This window comes from Micromonospora sp. NPDC049275 (assembly GCF_043197115.1).
Taxonomy (GTDB): Bacteria; Actinomycetota; Actinomycetes; order Mycobacteriales; family Micromonosporaceae; genus Micromonospora.
Map to the genome: position 1 here is coordinate 568434 of NZ_JBICSN010000001.1, position 16456 is coordinate 584889.

14 protein-coding genes are annotated in these 16456 nt (G+C 70.8%); all 14 read right to left on the minus strand.

What is annotated here, in order from left to right:
* Position 1 precedes the first annotated feature (1 nt).
* The 14 genes from nuoH to mqnC all read right to left on the minus strand — a co-directional run bounded on the left by nuoH (position 2) and on the right by mqnC (position 16359).
* Positions 2–1354 (minus strand): NADH-quinone oxidoreductase subunit NuoH, encoded by a 1353-nt coding sequence (gene nuoH / locus ACGFIE_RS02680; RefSeq protein WP_393290308.1) that lies wholly within the window; start codon positions 1352–1354, stop codon positions 2–4.
* Positions 1351–3858, minus strand: coding sequence for an NADH-quinone oxidoreductase subunit G (locus ACGFIE_RS02685; RefSeq protein ID WP_393290311.1), 2508 nt, complete (start codon positions 3856–3858; stop codon positions 1351–1353). The genes nuoH and ACGFIE_RS02685 overlap by 4 nt, the downstream gene beginning before the upstream one ends.
* On the minus strand, positions 3858–5174 hold the full coding sequence (nuoF, locus tag ACGFIE_RS02690; RefSeq protein ID WP_393290313.1) for an NADH-quinone oxidoreductase subunit NuoF: 1317 nt from the start codon (positions 5172–5174) through the stop codon (positions 3858–3860). The genes ACGFIE_RS02685 and nuoF overlap by 1 nt, the downstream gene beginning before the upstream one ends.
* Positions 5171–6343: an NADH-quinone oxidoreductase subunit NuoE gene (nuoE, locus tag ACGFIE_RS02695; protein WP_393290315.1), complete on the minus strand. Its 1173-nt coding sequence runs from the start codon at positions 6341–6343 to the stop codon at positions 5171–5173. Before nuoE ends, nuoF begins: the two co-directional genes overlap by 4 nt.
* Complete coding sequence (locus ACGFIE_RS02700; RefSeq protein ID WP_007454592.1) at positions 6340–7665, minus strand: NADH-quinone oxidoreductase subunit D; 1326 nt, start codon at positions 7663–7665, stop codon at positions 6340–6342. The genes nuoE and ACGFIE_RS02700 overlap by 4 nt, the downstream gene beginning before the upstream one ends.
* A 112-nt stretch (positions 7666–7777) precedes the next feature.
* A complete protein-coding gene (locus ACGFIE_RS02705; RefSeq protein WP_393290318.1) occupies positions 7778–8506 on the minus strand; it encodes an NADH-quinone oxidoreductase subunit C in 729 nt (242 codons plus the stop codon).
* Entirely contained in the window at positions 8503–9180 is a 678-nt protein-coding gene (locus ACGFIE_RS02710; protein ID WP_007454590.1) for an NADH-quinone oxidoreductase subunit B family protein, read from the minus strand. Before ACGFIE_RS02710 ends, ACGFIE_RS02705 begins: the two co-directional genes overlap by 4 nt.
* A 14-nt stretch (positions 9181–9194) precedes the next feature.
* On the minus strand, positions 9195–9560 hold the full coding sequence (locus tag ACGFIE_RS02715; RefSeq protein WP_007454588.1) for an NADH-quinone oxidoreductase subunit A: 366 nt from the start codon (positions 9558–9560) through the stop codon (positions 9195–9197).
* Between the two features lie 134 nt (positions 9561–9694).
* A complete protein-coding gene (locus ACGFIE_RS02720; protein ID WP_234584654.1) occupies positions 9695–10972 on the minus strand; it encodes a geranylgeranyl reductase family protein in 1278 nt (425 codons plus the stop codon).
* 138 nt (positions 10973–11110) lie between these two features.
* Positions 11111–11335 (minus strand): hypothetical protein, encoded by a 225-nt coding sequence (locus tag ACGFIE_RS02725; RefSeq protein WP_363687922.1) that lies wholly within the window; start codon positions 11333–11335, stop codon positions 11111–11113.
* 58 nt (positions 11336–11393) lie between these two features.
* Positions 11394–12104 (minus strand): demethylmenaquinone methyltransferase, encoded by a 711-nt coding sequence (locus ACGFIE_RS02730; RefSeq protein WP_039907192.1) that lies wholly within the window; start codon positions 12102–12104, stop codon positions 11394–11396.
* 135 nt (positions 12105–12239) lie between these two features.
* Positions 12240–13481, minus strand: a complete 1242-nt coding sequence (locus tag ACGFIE_RS02735) for an LPXTG cell wall anchor domain-containing protein (protein WP_393290321.1) — start codon at positions 13479–13481, stop codon at positions 12240–12242.
* A 202-nt stretch (positions 13482–13683) separates the two neighbouring features.
* On the minus strand, positions 13684–14871 hold the full coding sequence (locus tag ACGFIE_RS02740) for a cell wall anchor protein (protein WP_363687926.1): 1188 nt from the start codon (positions 14869–14871) through the stop codon (positions 13684–13686).
* 297 nt (positions 14872–15168) lie between these two features.
* A complete protein-coding gene (gene mqnC, locus ACGFIE_RS02745) occupies positions 15169–16359 on the minus strand; it encodes a cyclic dehypoxanthinyl futalosine synthase (RefSeq protein ID WP_393290324.1) in 1191 nt (396 codons plus the stop codon).
* Positions 16360–16456 lie beyond the last annotated feature (97 nt).

The following is a 16456-nucleotide window of genomic DNA, read 5'->3' on the forward strand; positions in this document are numbered from 1 at the left end:
GTCACACCTCCCTGGAGTCCGAGCCGGCGACGATGTTGGCCGGCTCCCGCTCGGCGACCACGCGCGTGATACGCGGGCTCGGTGGTACCTGTAGATCCATCGGTGGCAGCGGGAAGCTCCCGTACGGGCGGCTGTCCACCTGCTCCTGCGTGGTCGGCTTCGGCTGCGGTCGACGGTTCGGCCAGAACAGGGTGGCGATCAGCAGCACGCCGGCCGGGATGCCGACCGCGATCAGCTTGCCCTGCGAGTCCCAGTCCTCGATGGAGCGCAGGCCCGACAGGACCAGGATCCAGACCAGGTTGATCGGCAGCAGCACCTTCCAGCCGAAGCGCATGAACTGGTCGTAGCGCAGCCGGGGCAGCGTGCCGCGCAGCCACACGAAGACGAAGACCAGCGCGATCACCTTGCCGAAGAACCAGAGCATCGGCCACCAACCGGAGTTGGCGCCCTCCCAGAGCGTGATCGGCCACGGTGCCCGCCAGCCGCCGAGGAACAGCGTGGTGGTGACCGCGGACATGGTCACCATCGCGACGTACTCGCTGAGCATGAAGAGCGCGAACTTCAGCGAGCTGTATTCGGTCATGAAGCCGGCGACCAGCTCGGACTCGGCCTCGGGCAGGTCGAACGGCGCCCGGTTGGTCTCGCCGACGGTGGCGATGAAGAAGATGACGAAGCTGGGCAGCAGCAGGATCGCGTACCAGCCGGGGGCCGGGATCTCGGTGCCGAAGAGGGTCAGCCGGGTCGCGTCGCCCTGTGCGGCCACGATCCCGCTGGTGCTCATCGTGCCGGCGGTCATGAAGACGGCCACGATGGAGAGCCCCATGGCGACCTCGTAGGAGATCATCTGGGCGCTCGACCGCAGGCCTCCGAGGAGCGGATACGTCGAGCCGGAGGCCCAGCCGCCCAGCACGATGCCGTAGACGCCCATGGAGGAGCAGGCCAGCAGCAGCAGCACGGCCACCGGCACGTCGGTGACCTGCAACGGCGTGTGGTGGCCGGCGATGCTCACCATCGGGCCGAACGGCACCACCGACAGCGCGGTCACCGCGCAGATCACCGAGATCGTCGGGGCGAAGAAGTAGACGACCTTGTCGGCCGCCTTCGGCAGGATGTCCTCCTTGAAGGCCATCTTCAGGCCGTCGGCGAGGGTCTGCAGCAGGCCGAACGGGCCGACCTGGTTGGGGCCGGGCCGCACCTGCATGTAACCCACCACGCGGCGCTCGAACCAGACGCCGAGCAGGGTGGCCAGCAGGCCGAAGGCGAACGCGAAGACGATCTTGCCGAGGACCAGCCACCACGGATCCCGACCGAAGTCGGCGAGCGTCGGATCCTGGGCCAGGAGTGACGGTGTCACTGGTTACCCCCAGTATTGAGGAGCGGACCCGGGAGACCGGCCTCGTCCGCCGCGACCCGCCCGGCCGGGACGGCCGCGCTCGGTGCGGGAACGGAGATCCGGACGACAGTGCCGGACGTCGCCCCGAGGCTGCGCCGCACTGTCGAACCGGGTGAGTTGGTCGGCAGCCAGACGACGCCGTCAGGCATCTCGGTCAGCTCCGCCGGCAGGGTCAGCGCCCCGCGGTCGGTGCCGACCGTGACCGCGTCCCCGTCGGCCACACCCAGCGCCTCGGCGGTGCCCTTGCCCAGCCGGACGACAGCCGGGCGGGCGGTGCCGGCGAGGTGCTCGTCGCCGTCGGTCAGGGTGCCGAGATCGATGAGCTGGTGCCAGGTCGCCAGCACGGCCTCACCGGCACGCGGGTGCGGCACCGCCCCCGGCGACACCGACGGAGCCGCCGGCCGGGACATACGCGTGGTCGGCAGCGAACCCAGCTCGCGACGCACACTCGGCACGTCGGCGGTGCCGAGCCGCACGTCGAGCAGCGCGGCCAGCGCGTCGAGCACCCGACCGTCGGTCATCGCGGCGGTGGTCAGCACCGCCTCGAACGGGCGCAGCCGGCCCTCCCAGTCCAGGAAGCTGCCGGCCTTCTCGACCACCGGGGCCACCGGCAGCACCACGTCGGCCCGCCGGGTCACCGCGCTGGCGCGCAGCTCCAGGCTGACCAGGAACGGCACCGCGTCCAGGGCGGTCTCGGCCAGCCGGGGGTCGGCCAGGTCGGCCGGGTCGACCCCGCCCACCACCAGTGCCCCGAGCTGCCCGTTGGCTGCCGCCGCCAGGATGCCGTCGGTGTCCCGACCGGCCTGACTCGGGATCACCCCGGCCGGGATGTCCCACGCCTCGCCCAGCTCGGCCCGCGCGGCCGGCTCGGTGACCAGCCGGCCACCGGGGAGCAGGTTGGGCAGGCAGCCCGCCTCGACCGCGCCGCGGTCACCCGCGCGCCGCGGAACCCAGGCCAGCTTCGCGCCGGTACGCCGGGCCACGTCCGCCGCGGCGGAGAGCCCACCCGGCACACCTGCCAGCCGCTCACCGACGATGAGGATCGCGCCCGGGGCGCTGAGCGCCTCGGTGACCGTGGCGTGCTCGGCGAGCACGCTGGCCTCCTCGCCCGGCACGACCCGGGCCAGCTTGGCGCCGAGCTTCTCCAGGCCGCGAGTGGCGAACGGCGCCAGCGCGTACACCGTCAGGGTCTTCTTCAGGTACGCCTTGCGCAGCCGCAGGAAGAGGATCGGGCACTCCTCCTCCGGCTCCAGGCCGACAAGCACCACCGCCGGCGCGTTCTCCACGTCGGTGTAGGTGACGTCGGTGACGCCGGCGACCGAGCTGGCCAGGAAGTCGGCCTCCTCGCGGGAAACCGGCCGGGCGCGGAAGTCGATGTCGTTGGTGTTCAGCGCCACCCGGGCGAACTTCGCGTACGCGTACGCGTCCTCGACGGTCAGCCGACCACCGGTGAGCACCGCCGTGCCCTGGCCGCTCTCGCGGGCCGCGTGCAGCCCCTCGGCGGCCCTGGTCAGCGCCTCGCTCCAGGACGCCTCCCGCAGCTCACCGGTGCGCTCGTCGCGGACCAGCGGGTTGGTCAGGCGGTCGGCGGCTCGGCTGTACTGGAAGCCCCAGCGGCCCTTGTCGCAGTTCCACTCCTCGTTCACCGCCGGCTCGTCACCGGCGAGCCGGCGCTGCACCTTGCCGCGTCGCCAGTCGGTGCGCTGCCCGCAGCCGGCGGAGCAGTGCTCGCAGACGCTCGGGCTGGACACCAGGTCGAACGGGCGGGCCCGGAACCGGTACTGGGCGCCGGTGAGCGCCCCCACCGGGCAGATCTGCACGGTGTTGCCGGAGAAGTAGGAGTTGAACGGCACGTCGCCGGCGTCGCCCTCTTCGCCGTACGCGTCGTCCCGGTAGATGTTGATCTCCTCGGCGGACGACCGGCCCATCAGGTCGATGAACTTGTCGCCGGCGATCTCCTCGGAGAACCGGGTGCACCGCTGGCAGAGCACGCAGCGCTCGCGGTCCAGCAGCACCTGGCTGCTGATCGCCATCGGCTTCTCGTACTCCCGCTTGTGCTCGTGGAAGCGCGAGTCGGTACGGCCAGTGGACATCGCCTGGTTCTGCAGGGGGCACTCGCCGCCCTTGTCACACATCGGGCAGTCCAGCGGGTGGTTGAGCAGCAGCAGCTCCATCACCCCCTCCTGCGCCTTCTTGGCGACCGGGGAGGTGAGCTGGGTGCGGACCACCATGCCGTCGGCGACGGTCTGGGTGCAGGAGGCGACCGGCTTGCGCTGTCCCTCCACCTCGACCAGGCACTGCCGGCACGCGCCGGCCGGGGCCAGCAGCGGGTGGTCGCAGAACCGGGGGATCTCGGTGCCCATCTGCTCGGCGACCCGGATCAGCAGCGCCCCCTTGGGGGCGGTGACCTCGACGCCGTCGATGGTGAGGGTGACGGTCTCGGTCTGCTTGGCTACGTCGGTCATCAGTGCGCCCCTACCAGGGTCTTCTCCGACAGCTTGGGTGCGGTCCGACCCTCGATGTAGTCCAGGTAGTCCTGCTTGAAGTACTTCAGCGACGAGGTCACCGAGCTGGTCGCGCCGTCACCGAGGCCGCAGAACGAACGGCCGAGAATGTTGTCGCAGGTGTCCAGCAGGGTGTCCAGGTCCTCGTGGGTGCCCTGGCCGGCGAGGATCCGCCGGTAGACCCGGACCATCCAGTAGTTGCCCTCGCGGCACGGGGTGCACTTGCCGCACGACTCGTGGTGGTAGAACTCCAGCCACCGGTACGTCGCGTAGACCGGGCAGTCCTGGTCGGAGAAGATCTGGGTGGCCGTGGTGCCCAGGATCGAGCCGGCCGCCGCCACCCCCTCGAAGTCCAGCGGCACGTCCAGGTGCTCGGCGGCGAGCAGCGGGGTGGACGACCCGCCCGGGGTCCAGAACTTCAAGTTGTGGCCGGGCTGCATGCCCCCGGCCAGCTCCAGCAGGTCGCGCAGCGTGACGCCCATCGAGCACTCGTACTGGCCCGGGTTGTTGATCCGCCCGGACAGCGAGTAGATCATCGGCCCGGAGGACTTCTCGGTGCCCATGGTCTTCCACCAGTCGGCCCCACCGAGCACGATCGGCGGAACGCTGGCGATGGTGCCGACGTTGTTGACCACCGTCGGGCTCGCGTACAGGCCGTGGGTGGCCGGGAACGGCGGGCGCAGCCGGGGCTGACCCCGGAACCCCTCGAGCGAGTCCAGCAGCGCCGTCTCCTCGCCGCAGATGTACGCCCCGGCGCCGGAGTGCACCACCAGCTCCAGGTCGTAGCCGCTGCGCAGGATGTTGCGGCCGAGGTAACCCTTGTCGTACGCCTCCTGGACCGCGTTGCGCAGCCGACGCGCGGCGTGCACCGCCTCGCCCCGGATGTAGATGTAGGCGCGGGCGGCCCGGATGGCGTACGACGCGATGATCACACCCTCGACCAGCGCGTGCGGGTCATGGGTCATCAGCGGCAGGTCCTTGCAGGTGCCCGGCTCGCCCTCGTCGGCGTTGACCACCAGGTAGTGCGGCTTGCCGTCGCCCTGCGGGATGAAGCCCCACTTGAGACCGGTGGGGAAGCCCGCGCCACCCCGACCACGCAGCCCGGAGTCCTTGATCAGCTGGATCAGGTCGTCCGGGTGGGCCTTGAGGGCCTTGCGCAGCGCGGCGTAGCCGTCCAACTGCTCGTAGGTGCCGATCCGCCAGGCGTCCGGCGACAACCAGCGCTTGGTCAGCACCGGCGTCAGCTTGGCCAGCGTCTCCGGGCGGGGAGTGGTCACTTCTGGGCCCCCGTTTCGCTCGCGTCCGCCGGTCCGGCGCCGTCGGCGTCCGTGCCAGCCTTCGCTTCGGTGAGGTTGCGCTCCTGCGCCCCGGCCTCGTCGCCGGCGGGCTTGCCGTCGCCGGCCGGCTCGTTGGCCGCCACGCCGGCGGCCTCGGCCGACCGTGCGTCGCCAGTCGCGGGCGCGCTGCCGGTGCCGTCCGTCGGCACCTTCGTGCCGGGCGCGTCCGGCACGGCGGTCTGCGCGTCGGGCTGCCGGGTCTCGGCGGTACGCACCTGCGGCGACTTGTCGTCGGGTGCCTTCACGTCCGGCGCGGTGCTGCCGCTCGCGGCGGCCGCGGGAGCCGGCTCGCCGGCACCGGCGTTGCCGGGCGTCGGGGCGGACGCCCCGTCACCACCCTTGACCGGGGCCGCGCTGGCCTCGGCGGGTGCCGGCTTCGCGGCTTCCGCCTTCGCCTTCGCCTCGGCGGCGGCCTTGTCGGCCTCGGCCTTGCTGCGGATCGGGGTGTTCGGGTCGAAGCCCGGCACCGAGACGTTGTGCTCCTGCGCCAGCCGCAGACCGCGCAGGGTCGGCTCGCCCGGCCCGCCGTCGGCGACCGCGCCGTCGCGCTCGTCGGCGAAACCGGCGAGCTGCACCGCCATCTCCTTGAGCGTGCAGAGCCGCGCGCCGCGCGTCGGCATCGGCCGGCCACCGGCGCGCAGCTCGTCGACCACGCCGACCGCGGTGGACGGGTCCACGCCGTCGAAGAAGTCGTAGTTGACCGTCATCACCGGGCCGTAGTCGCACGCCGCCAGGCACTCGGCGTGCTCCAGCGTGATCGTGCCGTCCGCGGTCGTCTCGTCGTGCCCGACGCCCAGGTGCTCGACGAGCGTGTCGTAGACCTCCTGGCCGCCCAGCACGTTGCACATCGTGTTGGTGCAGACGCTTACCAGGAAGTCGCCCGTCGGCTTGCGCTTGTACATCGTGTAGAAGGTGGCCACCGCGCCGACCTGGGCCTTGTTCAGCCCGAGCACCTCGGCGCAGAACGTGACCCCGGCCGGGGAGACGTACCCCTCCTCCGCCTGGACCAGGTGCAGCAGCGGCAGCAGCGCCGAGCGGGACCGGTCCGCCGGGTAACGGGCGATGATCTCGCGCGCCCGCTCCCGCGTCTCGTCAGTGAAAGTCGTCATCGGTCACAACCACCCATCACGGGGTCCAGCGAGGCGCCGCCGGCGATCACGTCGGCGATGAGGCCGCCCTCGGCCATCGCCGGGAGGGCCTGCAGGTTGACGAAGCTCGGTTCCCGGTAGTGCACCCGGTACGGCCGGGTGCCACCGTCGGAGACCGCGTGGACGCCCAGCTCGCCGCGGGGCGCCTCGATGGCGACGTACACCTGACCGGGCGGGACCCGGAAGCCCTCGGTCACCAGCTTGAAGTGGTGGATCAGCGACTCCATCGACTGACCCATGATCTTCGCGACGTGCTCCAGCGAGTTGCCCATGCCGTCGACGCCGATGGCCAGCTGCGCGGGCCACGCGATCTTGCGGTCGGCGACCATCACCGGGCCCGGCCGCAGCCGGTCCAGCGCCTGCTCGACAAGCTTCATCGACTCGCGGATCTCGGCGAGCCGCACCTGGTAGCGCCCCCACACGTCACCGTCGGGGTGGGTCGGCACGTCGAACTCGTACGTCTCGTAACCGCAGTACGGCATGGTCTTGCGCAGGTCCCAGGCGAGCCCGGCCGAGCGCAGCACCGGGCCGGTGATGCCGAGCGCCACGCAGCCGGTCACGTCCAGCACCGCGACGTTCTTCGTCCGTTCGAGCCAGATGGGCTGACCGGAGAGCAGGTCCTCGTACTCCTTGAGCTTCTTCGGCATCATCTTCAGGAACTCGCGGATCTTGACGATCGCCTCGTCCGGCACGTCCTGCGCGACACCGCCCGGCCGGACGTACGCGTGGTTCATCCGCAGGCCGGTGATGGTCTCGAAGATGTCGAGGATGTACTCCCGCTCGCGGAAGCCGTACAGCATGATCGAGATCGCGCCCAGCTCCATGCCGGTGGTGGCCAGCCAGACCAGGTGCGACGAGATCCGGTTGAGCTCCATCATCAGCACGCGGATGGTGGTGGCCCGCTCGGTGACGTCGTCGGTGATGCCGAGCAGCTTCTCGACCGCCAGGGCGTACGCCGTCTCGTTGAAGATCGGGGCGAGGTAGTCCATCCGGGTCACGAACGTCGAACCCTGGACCCAGTTGCGGTACTCGAGGTTCTTCTCGATGCCTGTGTGCAGGTAGCCGACGACCGAGCGGGCCTCGCGGACCGTCTCGCCCTCCAGCTCCAGGATCAGGCGCAGCACCCCGTGCGTGGACGGGTGCTGCGGACCCATGTTGACCACGATCCGCTCGTCGTTGATCGGGTCGGTGCCCGAGACGACAGTGTCCCAGTCTCCACCGGTGACGGTGAAGACCCTGCCCTCGGTGGTCTCGCGTTCGGTCGCGTAGTTCGACGTGGTCACAGTGCTAGCCCTCCGTTCGCGACTCGGCTGGTCCCGGCCCGCGACTGCGGGGCTCGCTCCGCTCGCTCCTCGCGCGGGCGGATGGGGCGCCGACCCCCTGCACTCCTCGCGCTCACTGGTACGACCGCCGCTTGTCCGGCGGCGGGATCTCGGCGCCCTTGTACTCGACGGGCACGCCACCGAGCGGGTAGTCCTTGCGCTGCGGGTGGCCCTCCCAGTCGTCGGGCATGAGGATCCGGGTGAGGTTGGGGTGGCCGTCGAAGACGATGCCGAACATGTCGTACGCCTCCCGCTCCTGCCAGTCGGCCGTCGGATAGACGGCGGTGACGCTGGGCAGGTGCGGCGACTCGACGGAGACCGCGGCCTCCAGCCGGATCCGACGCCGGTAGGTCATCGAGGTCAGCAGGTAGACCACGTGCAGCCGGCGCTCGTCGGCACCGAGGTAGTCCACCCCGGACACCGAGGAGCACAGCTCGAAACGCAGCGCCAGGTCGTCCCGCAGCACCTGGCAGACCTCGGCGATCCGCTCCGGGCGGACGTGCAGGGTCAGCTCACCCCGGTCCACGACCACCTTCTCGATCGCGTCGGCGAAGGCCGGGTACGCCTCCTCCAACGCGTCGCGGACCTCGTCGAAGTAGCCCCCGTACGGCCGGGAAGCCTCCTCGACGGGCTGGCGCGGGCGGACCAGGCCGCCGTAGCCGGACACGTCGCCGGTGCCCTGGTTGCCGAACATGCCGCGCCCCGCCGGGCTGGCCGGCGGCTGCTCGGCCGGAGCGCCGCTGGTGGCGCCGGCAGGCACCACCGGCAGCGGTACGCCAGCGTCGTTGGGCTTGTCGCTCATTTGGGGCCTGCCTGCGGGTGGAGGTGGTTCTGGGCGTTCATCCAGTTCTCGATCCGCAACTGCTCCTCGCGCCCCTCACGGACCGCCTGGGTCCACTCGGCACGCCGGGCCTTGTCGTTGCGGTACGAGGACGGCATGGAGCCGTACGGCACGACCGGAACGTCGCCGCGCTCCTGGCGGGCCGCCAGCATCTTGCGACCGTTCGGACCCAGCGGCTCATACATGATCTTCTCGCGGAGCTTGAGGATCGCGTCGATGAGCATCTCCGGCCGGGGCGGGCAGCCGGGCAGGTACATGTCGACAGGTACGACGTGGTCGACGCCCTGCACGATCGCGTAGTTGTTGAACATGCCGCCGCTGCTGGCGCAGACGCCCATGGAGAGCACCCAGCGGGGCTCGGCCATCTGGTCGTAGATCTGGCGCAGCACCGGTGCCATCTTCTGGCTGACCCGGCCGGCAACGATCATCAGGTCGGCCTGCCGGGGCGAGGCCCGGAAGACCTCCATTCCCCAGCGGCCCATGTCGTAGTGCGGACCACCGGCGGCCATCATCTCGATGGCGCAGCAGGCCAGGCCGAAGGTGGCGCCCCACACGGACGACTTCCGGGACCAGTTGACCAGCTTCTCCACCGAGGTGAGCAGGACGCCGGCGGGGAGCTTCTCCTCGATGCCCATCTGACGTTCCTTCCTCAGTCCCAGTCCAGGCCGCCGCGCCGCCACACATAGGCGTACGCGACGAAGACCGCGACGATGAACAGGACCATCTCCACGAAGCCGAAGATCGGCAGAGCGTCGAACGAGACCGCCCAGGGGTAGAGGAAGATGATCTCGATGTCGAAGACGATGAAGAGCATCGCCGTCAGGTAGAACTTGATCGGGAACCGCCCGCCGCCGACCGGCTGAGGGCTGGGCTCGATGCCGCACTCGTAAGCCTCGAGTTTGGCCTTGTTGTAGCGACGTGGACCGGCGAAGCGGGCGGCGCCGACGGAGAACAGCGAGAACGCCGCGGCGAGGGCGAACAGCCCGATGATCGGTGCGTAAGGCGAGAGCGACATCGTTTTCTCCTGCTCGTCCTTCCCTGCCCTCGGTGCTTGACGAAAATCACACTATTCACGTCCCTCGCGGTGGCTGCCGGCGGGGGTCGATCTTTGTCGGCGTCGGGGCTGTGACCAGCACCGATGCCGTCGCTCTAAACGGCTGGCGCGGCTTTGGTCATCGCGTTGATGACCCGGTCCATCGCGTCCCCGCCTCGGGGGTCGGTCAGATTGGCCAGCAACTTGAGGACGAAGCGCATCAGCGTCGGGTGGGGCATGCCGTGCTTGGTGGCGATCCGCATGATCTCCGGACGGCCGATCAGCTTCACGAAGATGCCGCCCAGCCGGTAGTAGCCACCGAGCCGGGCCTTCAGCTCGTTCGGGTACGCCATCAGCGCGCGTTCCCGCTCCGGCCCGGCCGGACGCGCGAGGGCCTGCACCGCGACCTCCGCGGCCAGTTCGCCGGACTCCATGGCGTACGCGATGCCCTCGCCGTTGAAGGGGTTGACCATCCCGCCGGAGTCGCCGACGAGCAGAACACCGCGCGTGTAGTGCGGCACCCGGTTGAAGCCCATCGGCAGCGCGGCGCCGAGGATCGGGCCGTCGGCGTTGGCCTCGTCGGTCATGCCCCAGTCGGCGGGCGTGTTGGCCAGCCAGTCGGTGAGCAGCCGGCGGTAGTTGGTCTTGCCGAACGCGGACGACGAGTTGAGCACGCCGAGGCCGACGTTCACCCGCCCGTCACCGAGCCCGAAGATCCAGCCGTACCCGGGCAGCAGGTTGTCGCCGCTGTCCTTGCTGCGCAGCTCCAGCCACGACTCGAGGTAGTCGTCGTCGTGCTTGACCGGCGAGTGGTAGTAGCGGCGGACGGCCACGCCGATCGGCCGGTCCTCCCGCTTGGCCAGTCCGAGCGCGAGCGGGAACCGACCGGAGACCCCGTCGGCCGCCACGACCAGCGGGGCGTGGAAGGTGGCGGGCTCCTTGCCGGGCCCCACCTCCGCCTCGACACCGGTGACCCGGCCGTCGCCGTCGAGCACCGGGCCCAGCACGTTGACGTTGGTCCGCAGTTTGGCGCCGGCCGCGACCGCCCGCTGGGCGAGCAGGTCGTCGAAGTCCAGTCGGGTGCGGACCAGGCCGTAGTTGGGGAAGCTGGCCAGCTCGGGCCAGTCCAGTTCCAGGCGTACGCCGCCGCCGATCACCCGCAGGCCCTTGTTGTGCAGCCAACCGGCCTCGGGCGAGGTGTCCACGCCCATCCGGATGAGCTGGCGCACCGCGCGCGGGGTCAGCCCGTCGCCGCAGACCTTCTCCCGGGGGAACTCGGTCTTCTCCAACACCAGCACCCGTACGCCGTGCCGGGCCAGGTGGTACGCAGTCGCCGACCCACCGGGACCGGCGCCAACGACGATGACGTCGGCGTCATGCTCCACCGCGGTCATTCGCGCCTCCTCCCGCACGCTCGTGAAATGCTTCACAAGCCAGACGGGACGAGTGTATGACCGGCGTCATACCTGCGCAGGATCAGGGGTACCTAATTCGCCGATGTGACAGCCGGCGACCGTCCACAGCAGCGGGTGTCAGGCCGATCGGGAGGCGTCCAACCCCGCGTCGACCCGGATCGCCTCCGGCAGGTGCTCCCGCAGCGCGCCGCCGGCCGCCCGGTCCAGCGCGGCCAGCACCTCGGCGACCACCTGCCGGACGTCCGTCGGGTCGGCACCGGCCAACGCGCGAAGCTGCGCGATGAGTTCGGCCGCGTCGTCGTCGGTGGCGGCCACCGGGTCCGCCGGCTCTACTCCGGTCATGCGAACGAGCGTACGGGGCAAAGTGGACTTAAGCCGTAAATTCCCGAAACGCGCCGTGCTACTGGCGGATCCCCCGGTGCAGCGCCACCACGCCGCCGGTCAGGTTGCGCCACGCCACCCGGCCCCAACCGGCCGCGGCGACCCGCCCGGCCAGGGCGGCCTGGTCCGGCCAGGCGCGGACCGACTCGGCCAGGTAGACGTACGCCTCGGGGTTGCTGGACACCGCACGGGCGACCACCGGCAGCGACCGCATCAGGTACGACAGGTACACCGTCCGGAAGGCCGGGTTGACCGGGGTGCTGAACTCGCACACCACCAGCCGGCCACCCGGTCGGGTGACCCGGGCCAGCTCGCGCAGGGCCGCGTCGGTGTCGTTGACGTTGCGCAGCGCGAAGGAGATGGTCACCGCGTCGAAGCTCGCGTCGGCGAACGGCAGTCGCAGCGCGTCCCCGGCCAGCAGCGGCACCTCGGGGCGTGCCCGCTTGCCGGCGTACAGCATGCCCAGGGACAGATCGGCGCCCACCGCGTACGCCCCGGACTGGGCCAGCTCGCGCGTCGAGACGCCGGTGCCCGCGCCCACGTCCAGCACCCGCTCGCCCGGCCGCAGCCCGAGCGCCGCACGGGTGGCCCGGCGCCAGGAGCGGTCCTGCCCCAGGGAAATCACCGTGTTGGTCAGGTCGTAACGCTCCGCCACGCCGTCGAACATCGCGGCGACCTCGTGCGGCTGCTTGTCCAGGCTGGCTCGCTGGCCCTGCGGGGTACGGCTCACCCGCTCCACTCTGCCAGCCACGCTCAAGCCCTCGGCCGCTGGGTCCGCTCGACACGCGAAAGGGCGAGGTGGTCGCCCACCCCGCCCTTCGCGTCGTGCCTGTTCGGGTCGTGCCGGTGTCGGATCGTGCCGGTGTCAGTCGGTCGAGGTCTCGTCGCCGGGGGCGACCAGGACGACCTTGCGGCGGCGGGAGAGCACCAGCAGCGCCCCTCCCGCGAGCAGGATCAGACCACCGATGCCACCGATCAGGCCGGCCTGCACACCGGTCACCGGCAGCCCACCGCCACCGGAGCCACCGCCACCGGTGGTCGGCGACACGGTCGCACCCGGCGTCGTCGTGCCCCCCGGCGTCGGAGTCGCGGTCGGGGTCGCGGTCGGCGTGGCCGTCGGCTGCGCGCTCAGGTCGACGAACGCCTCGAAGGTGGTGTGGTTGTCCAGCTCGTCGACCTCGGTGAACGCCTTACGCTGCGCCGAGCTGGCCACCTCGGGCTCCTCCTCGGGCTGCCCCTCGGCGCCGTCCAGGCCGTACGCGAAGAGGTCGCCCTCGTGCAGCACCGGCTCGGTCACGTCGTCGCCGACCGTCACCTGGACGTCCGCCGTGTAGTACTCGCCCGGCTTGATGACCGCTCCGGCGTCCTCGCAGAACAGCTGCTGCTTGCCCTGGAACACCTGCTCGAGGCAACCCTCCGGCTTCTGCGCGAAGGCGACGCCCACCGGCAGGGTCAGGCCGTAGAAGATGCCCGTCGCCTTGCGGCTGCCGTCGTTGTAGACCGCCCAGTCCAACGGGACCGTCTCGCCCCGCCGCACCGGGCGCAGGTCGGGGTCGTCGCCTTGGACGCCGTTCACCACAACGTTCGCCTGGACGTCCTGCACCCAGCTGGTCAGGTCGTAGCCGGGCTTGGCAACGGTGATGTGGTGCTCGACCGTGTCGATCGGCGTGGAGCCGGAGGCGGTCGAGGTGATGGTGACCACCAGCGTGCCGGCGTCACCGCGGCCACCGGTGGAGAACAGCGGGATGCCGAACTCCTCGCGGGTGCCGGCCGGCAGGTCGCCGAGCGGGCAGGTGAACGTCTTGCCCTTCACCTGGCAGCCGTCGGGCACCACGACGCCGACCTTGTTCTTCTTCAACGCGCTGGTGTCCGCGGTGTAGCTGACACCCGTGGCGGCAACCGTGCTCCGGCTGTTGTCGACCCGGAACTTGAACGGCTTGGCCTTGGCCGCCTTGACGCCCTTGGCGAGTTCGGTGCTGATCGGCACCAGGGCCAGATCGGCCTGGTCGGCGGCCTGCGCCGGGGCGGCCACGGTGGCCAGGCCACCGGCCGCGAGCAGGGCCACGACACCGGCGCGGGCCAGGGCCGAGCGGTGGAACGCTGTCATCGGTCCCCCGGGGGTAGGGAAGAAAGAACGGGTTGCGGAACGAGCGGACGTTATCGAAGGTCAATCTGCGGCGCCAGCCTGGGCGGCGGATTTCAACCGTCCGGACTGGACCGGCCAAACGGTACGGGCGGAATGGTCACCCATCCCGCCCGTACCGCCGTGCGTTATATGAACGGCCCGCCTGGGCCGATGGAGGACTTTCTCAGGCGGTCGGCCGCTCGTCGGCCGGCGCCACGAGGACCACCCGACGCCGCCGGGCGACCAGGAACATCACACCACCCGCGAGCAGCACGGCCACGCCGATGCCACCGATGAGACCCGCCTTGGCGCCCGTCACCGGCAGACCGCCGTCGTCGCCGCCGGTGCCACCGCCAGAGCCGCCCTTGGCCGCGACGATGACCGCGAAATCGTCCCTGTTGTCCGTCGGGTCCACGTCGGTGACGCGCTCACCCTTGGCCAGCATCCGGACGTTCTCGATCCCCGCCTTGCGGCCCGCCCCGGGCAACGGGGTGCCGGCCGGCGCGACGCCGAGGGCGTCGGCGACCAGCGAGCCGTTCGGCAGAGCGACCGGTGCCTTGACGCCGGGCGCCACCTTGATCGGGAAGGTGATCAGCAGCCCCAGGTCGGCACCGATGAGGTCGGCCTCGTCGGTGCAGGTCGCGGTGCGCAGGTCAGTGGAGTACTCGCAGCCGTCGTACTGCTCGCTGAAGGTGGCGCCCTTCGGCAGCTGGACGGTGAACTCCACGCCCTTGGCGATGGTGTCGCCCTGGTTGACGATCTCGCCGACGAAGACGGCCTGGTCACCCGGGTACAGCGGGGACTGCTCCGACACCACACCGCCCTCGAGGCTGAGCCTGGTCTTCACGTCCGGCGCGACCACACCCAGGTCGACGCCCGGCTCGCCGTCGAACTCCAGCTTCACCTGCTTGATGTTGTTGTCCGGGGTGGTGTCGTCCGCCGACCGGAGGAAGAACCCGACCTGCGTGTCGCCACCGTCGTAGCCGACGGCTGCCTTCGCCGTGAAGATCGGGAATTCCAGCGTCTCACCCGGCCCCGGGATCTGCGCCGCGGGCACGGTGCACTCGATGGTCGAGCCCGGGCCGCCCTTGCAGTTCTCCCCGAGCGGGAGGGAGATGATCCGCTCGTCGTGCATGCCGGACAGGTCGACGCCGACGGTGAGGGCGCTCGGCGTACCCGGACCGTTGTTCTTGACCTTCATGAAGCCGATCTTGCCCTTGGTACCCTCGGCCAGCCTGGTGCCGGCGACCGAGATCTCCAGGTCGGCCTTGGTGTCGGCGGCCTGGGCCGGCGCCCCGGCCAGCCCGACCGCCCCGGCCGCGAGCAGCGCCGCCGCCCCGATCCGGGCAGAAACCCGGCTGCGTACGTTCATCTGAGGTGCCCCCGTGTGCCTGGCTCATGGATGGACCCGCGGAGGTTATCGGCTGCCGATCACCCGCGCTATCCCCCACAAACGGCCAGGCCGGGCTGCGGGGTCGGGATCGTCCCAGGCTTGTCCGCATTGACACTGATTGTCGTTGATGACTCGCGTGACGCTCCGACAACCGTGCCGCAGAGTCCGCCTGTCCGGGCAACGACGGTCAGCGTTCGGACGAGTCGGTGGGCTACGACGAGCGTCACCCACCGTGCAACGGACGTTCACACCGGGCAGCCAGCGGCCGCCCGGCGGTCAACGGGCGTCGACCAGTGGCAGGGACTTCCCGGCGCCGCCGCCGGGAAGCGCGATCGAGGAGAAGTGCGACACCACCCGCTCGTCGGTCGGGTCGTCGGCCGGCGTGTGGTGCACCGCGAGCCGGTTGTAGAGGGTGTCCCGCTGGGCCGGGATCCGGTCCGCGGAGCGGATCATGCCGATCAGCTCGTGCAGGTTGGAGCGGTGCCGGGCGCCGGCCGAGGAGATGACGTTCTCCTCCAGCATGATCGAGCCGAGGTCGTCCACGCCCATGTGCAGCGACAACTGCCCGACGTCCTTGCCGGTGGTCAGCCAGGACGCCTGCAGGTGCGGCACGGTCTCGAAGAAGAGCCGGGCCACCGCGACCAGGCGCAGGTACTCGAGCGTGGTCGCCTGGGTACGGCCCTTGAGGTGGTTGTTCTCCGGCTGGTACGTCCACGGGATGAACGACCGGAAACCACGGGTGCGGTCCTGCACGTCGCGGATCATGCGCAGGTGCTCGATCCGCTCGGCGTGCGTCTCACCGGTGCCCATCATCATTGTCGCGGTCGACTCGACGCCCTGCCGGTGGGCCAGCTCCATGACCTCCAGCCAGCGTTCCCCCGACTCCTTGAGCGGGGCGATGGCCCTGCGCGGGCGCTCGGGCAGCATCTCCGCGCCGGCGCCGGCGATCGAGTCCAGGCCGGCGGCCTTGATCCGGGCGATGGCCTCGTCCAGGCTCACGCCGGAGACCTTGGCCATGTGCAGGATCTCGCTCGGCCCGATCGAGTGGATGACCAGCTGCGGGTACGCCTGCTTGACCGAGGAGAACAGCTCCTCGTAGTACTCGACACCGTAGTCCGGGTGGTGGCCGCCCTGGAGCATCACCTGGGTCGCGCCCAGCTCGACCGCCTCGCCGCACCGGCGCAGGATCTCCTCGGTCGGGTGGGTCCACCCCTCGGCATGCTTCGGCGCCCGGTAGAACGCGCAGAACTTGCACGCCGTCACGCAGACGTTCGTGTAGTTGATGTTGCGATCGATCAGGTAGGTGACGATGTTGTCCGGGTAGCGCCGCCGGCGCACCGCGTCCGCCGCCTCGCCCAGCGCGTGGAAGGGCGCCTCGGTGTAGAGCAGCAGCGCCTCCTCGGGCGTGATCCGCCCGCCGTCCGCGCCACGCTGCAGGATGTCGTCGATCTCCCGGCTCACCGTCACGTCCCGAGCCTACGTCGCCCGCTCAGCGGCCGGCACGCCCCTCCGTCACCGGTGACGAGCGCCCCAGGGCGGTGTCAGTCCACGCTGCCCCGTCCAG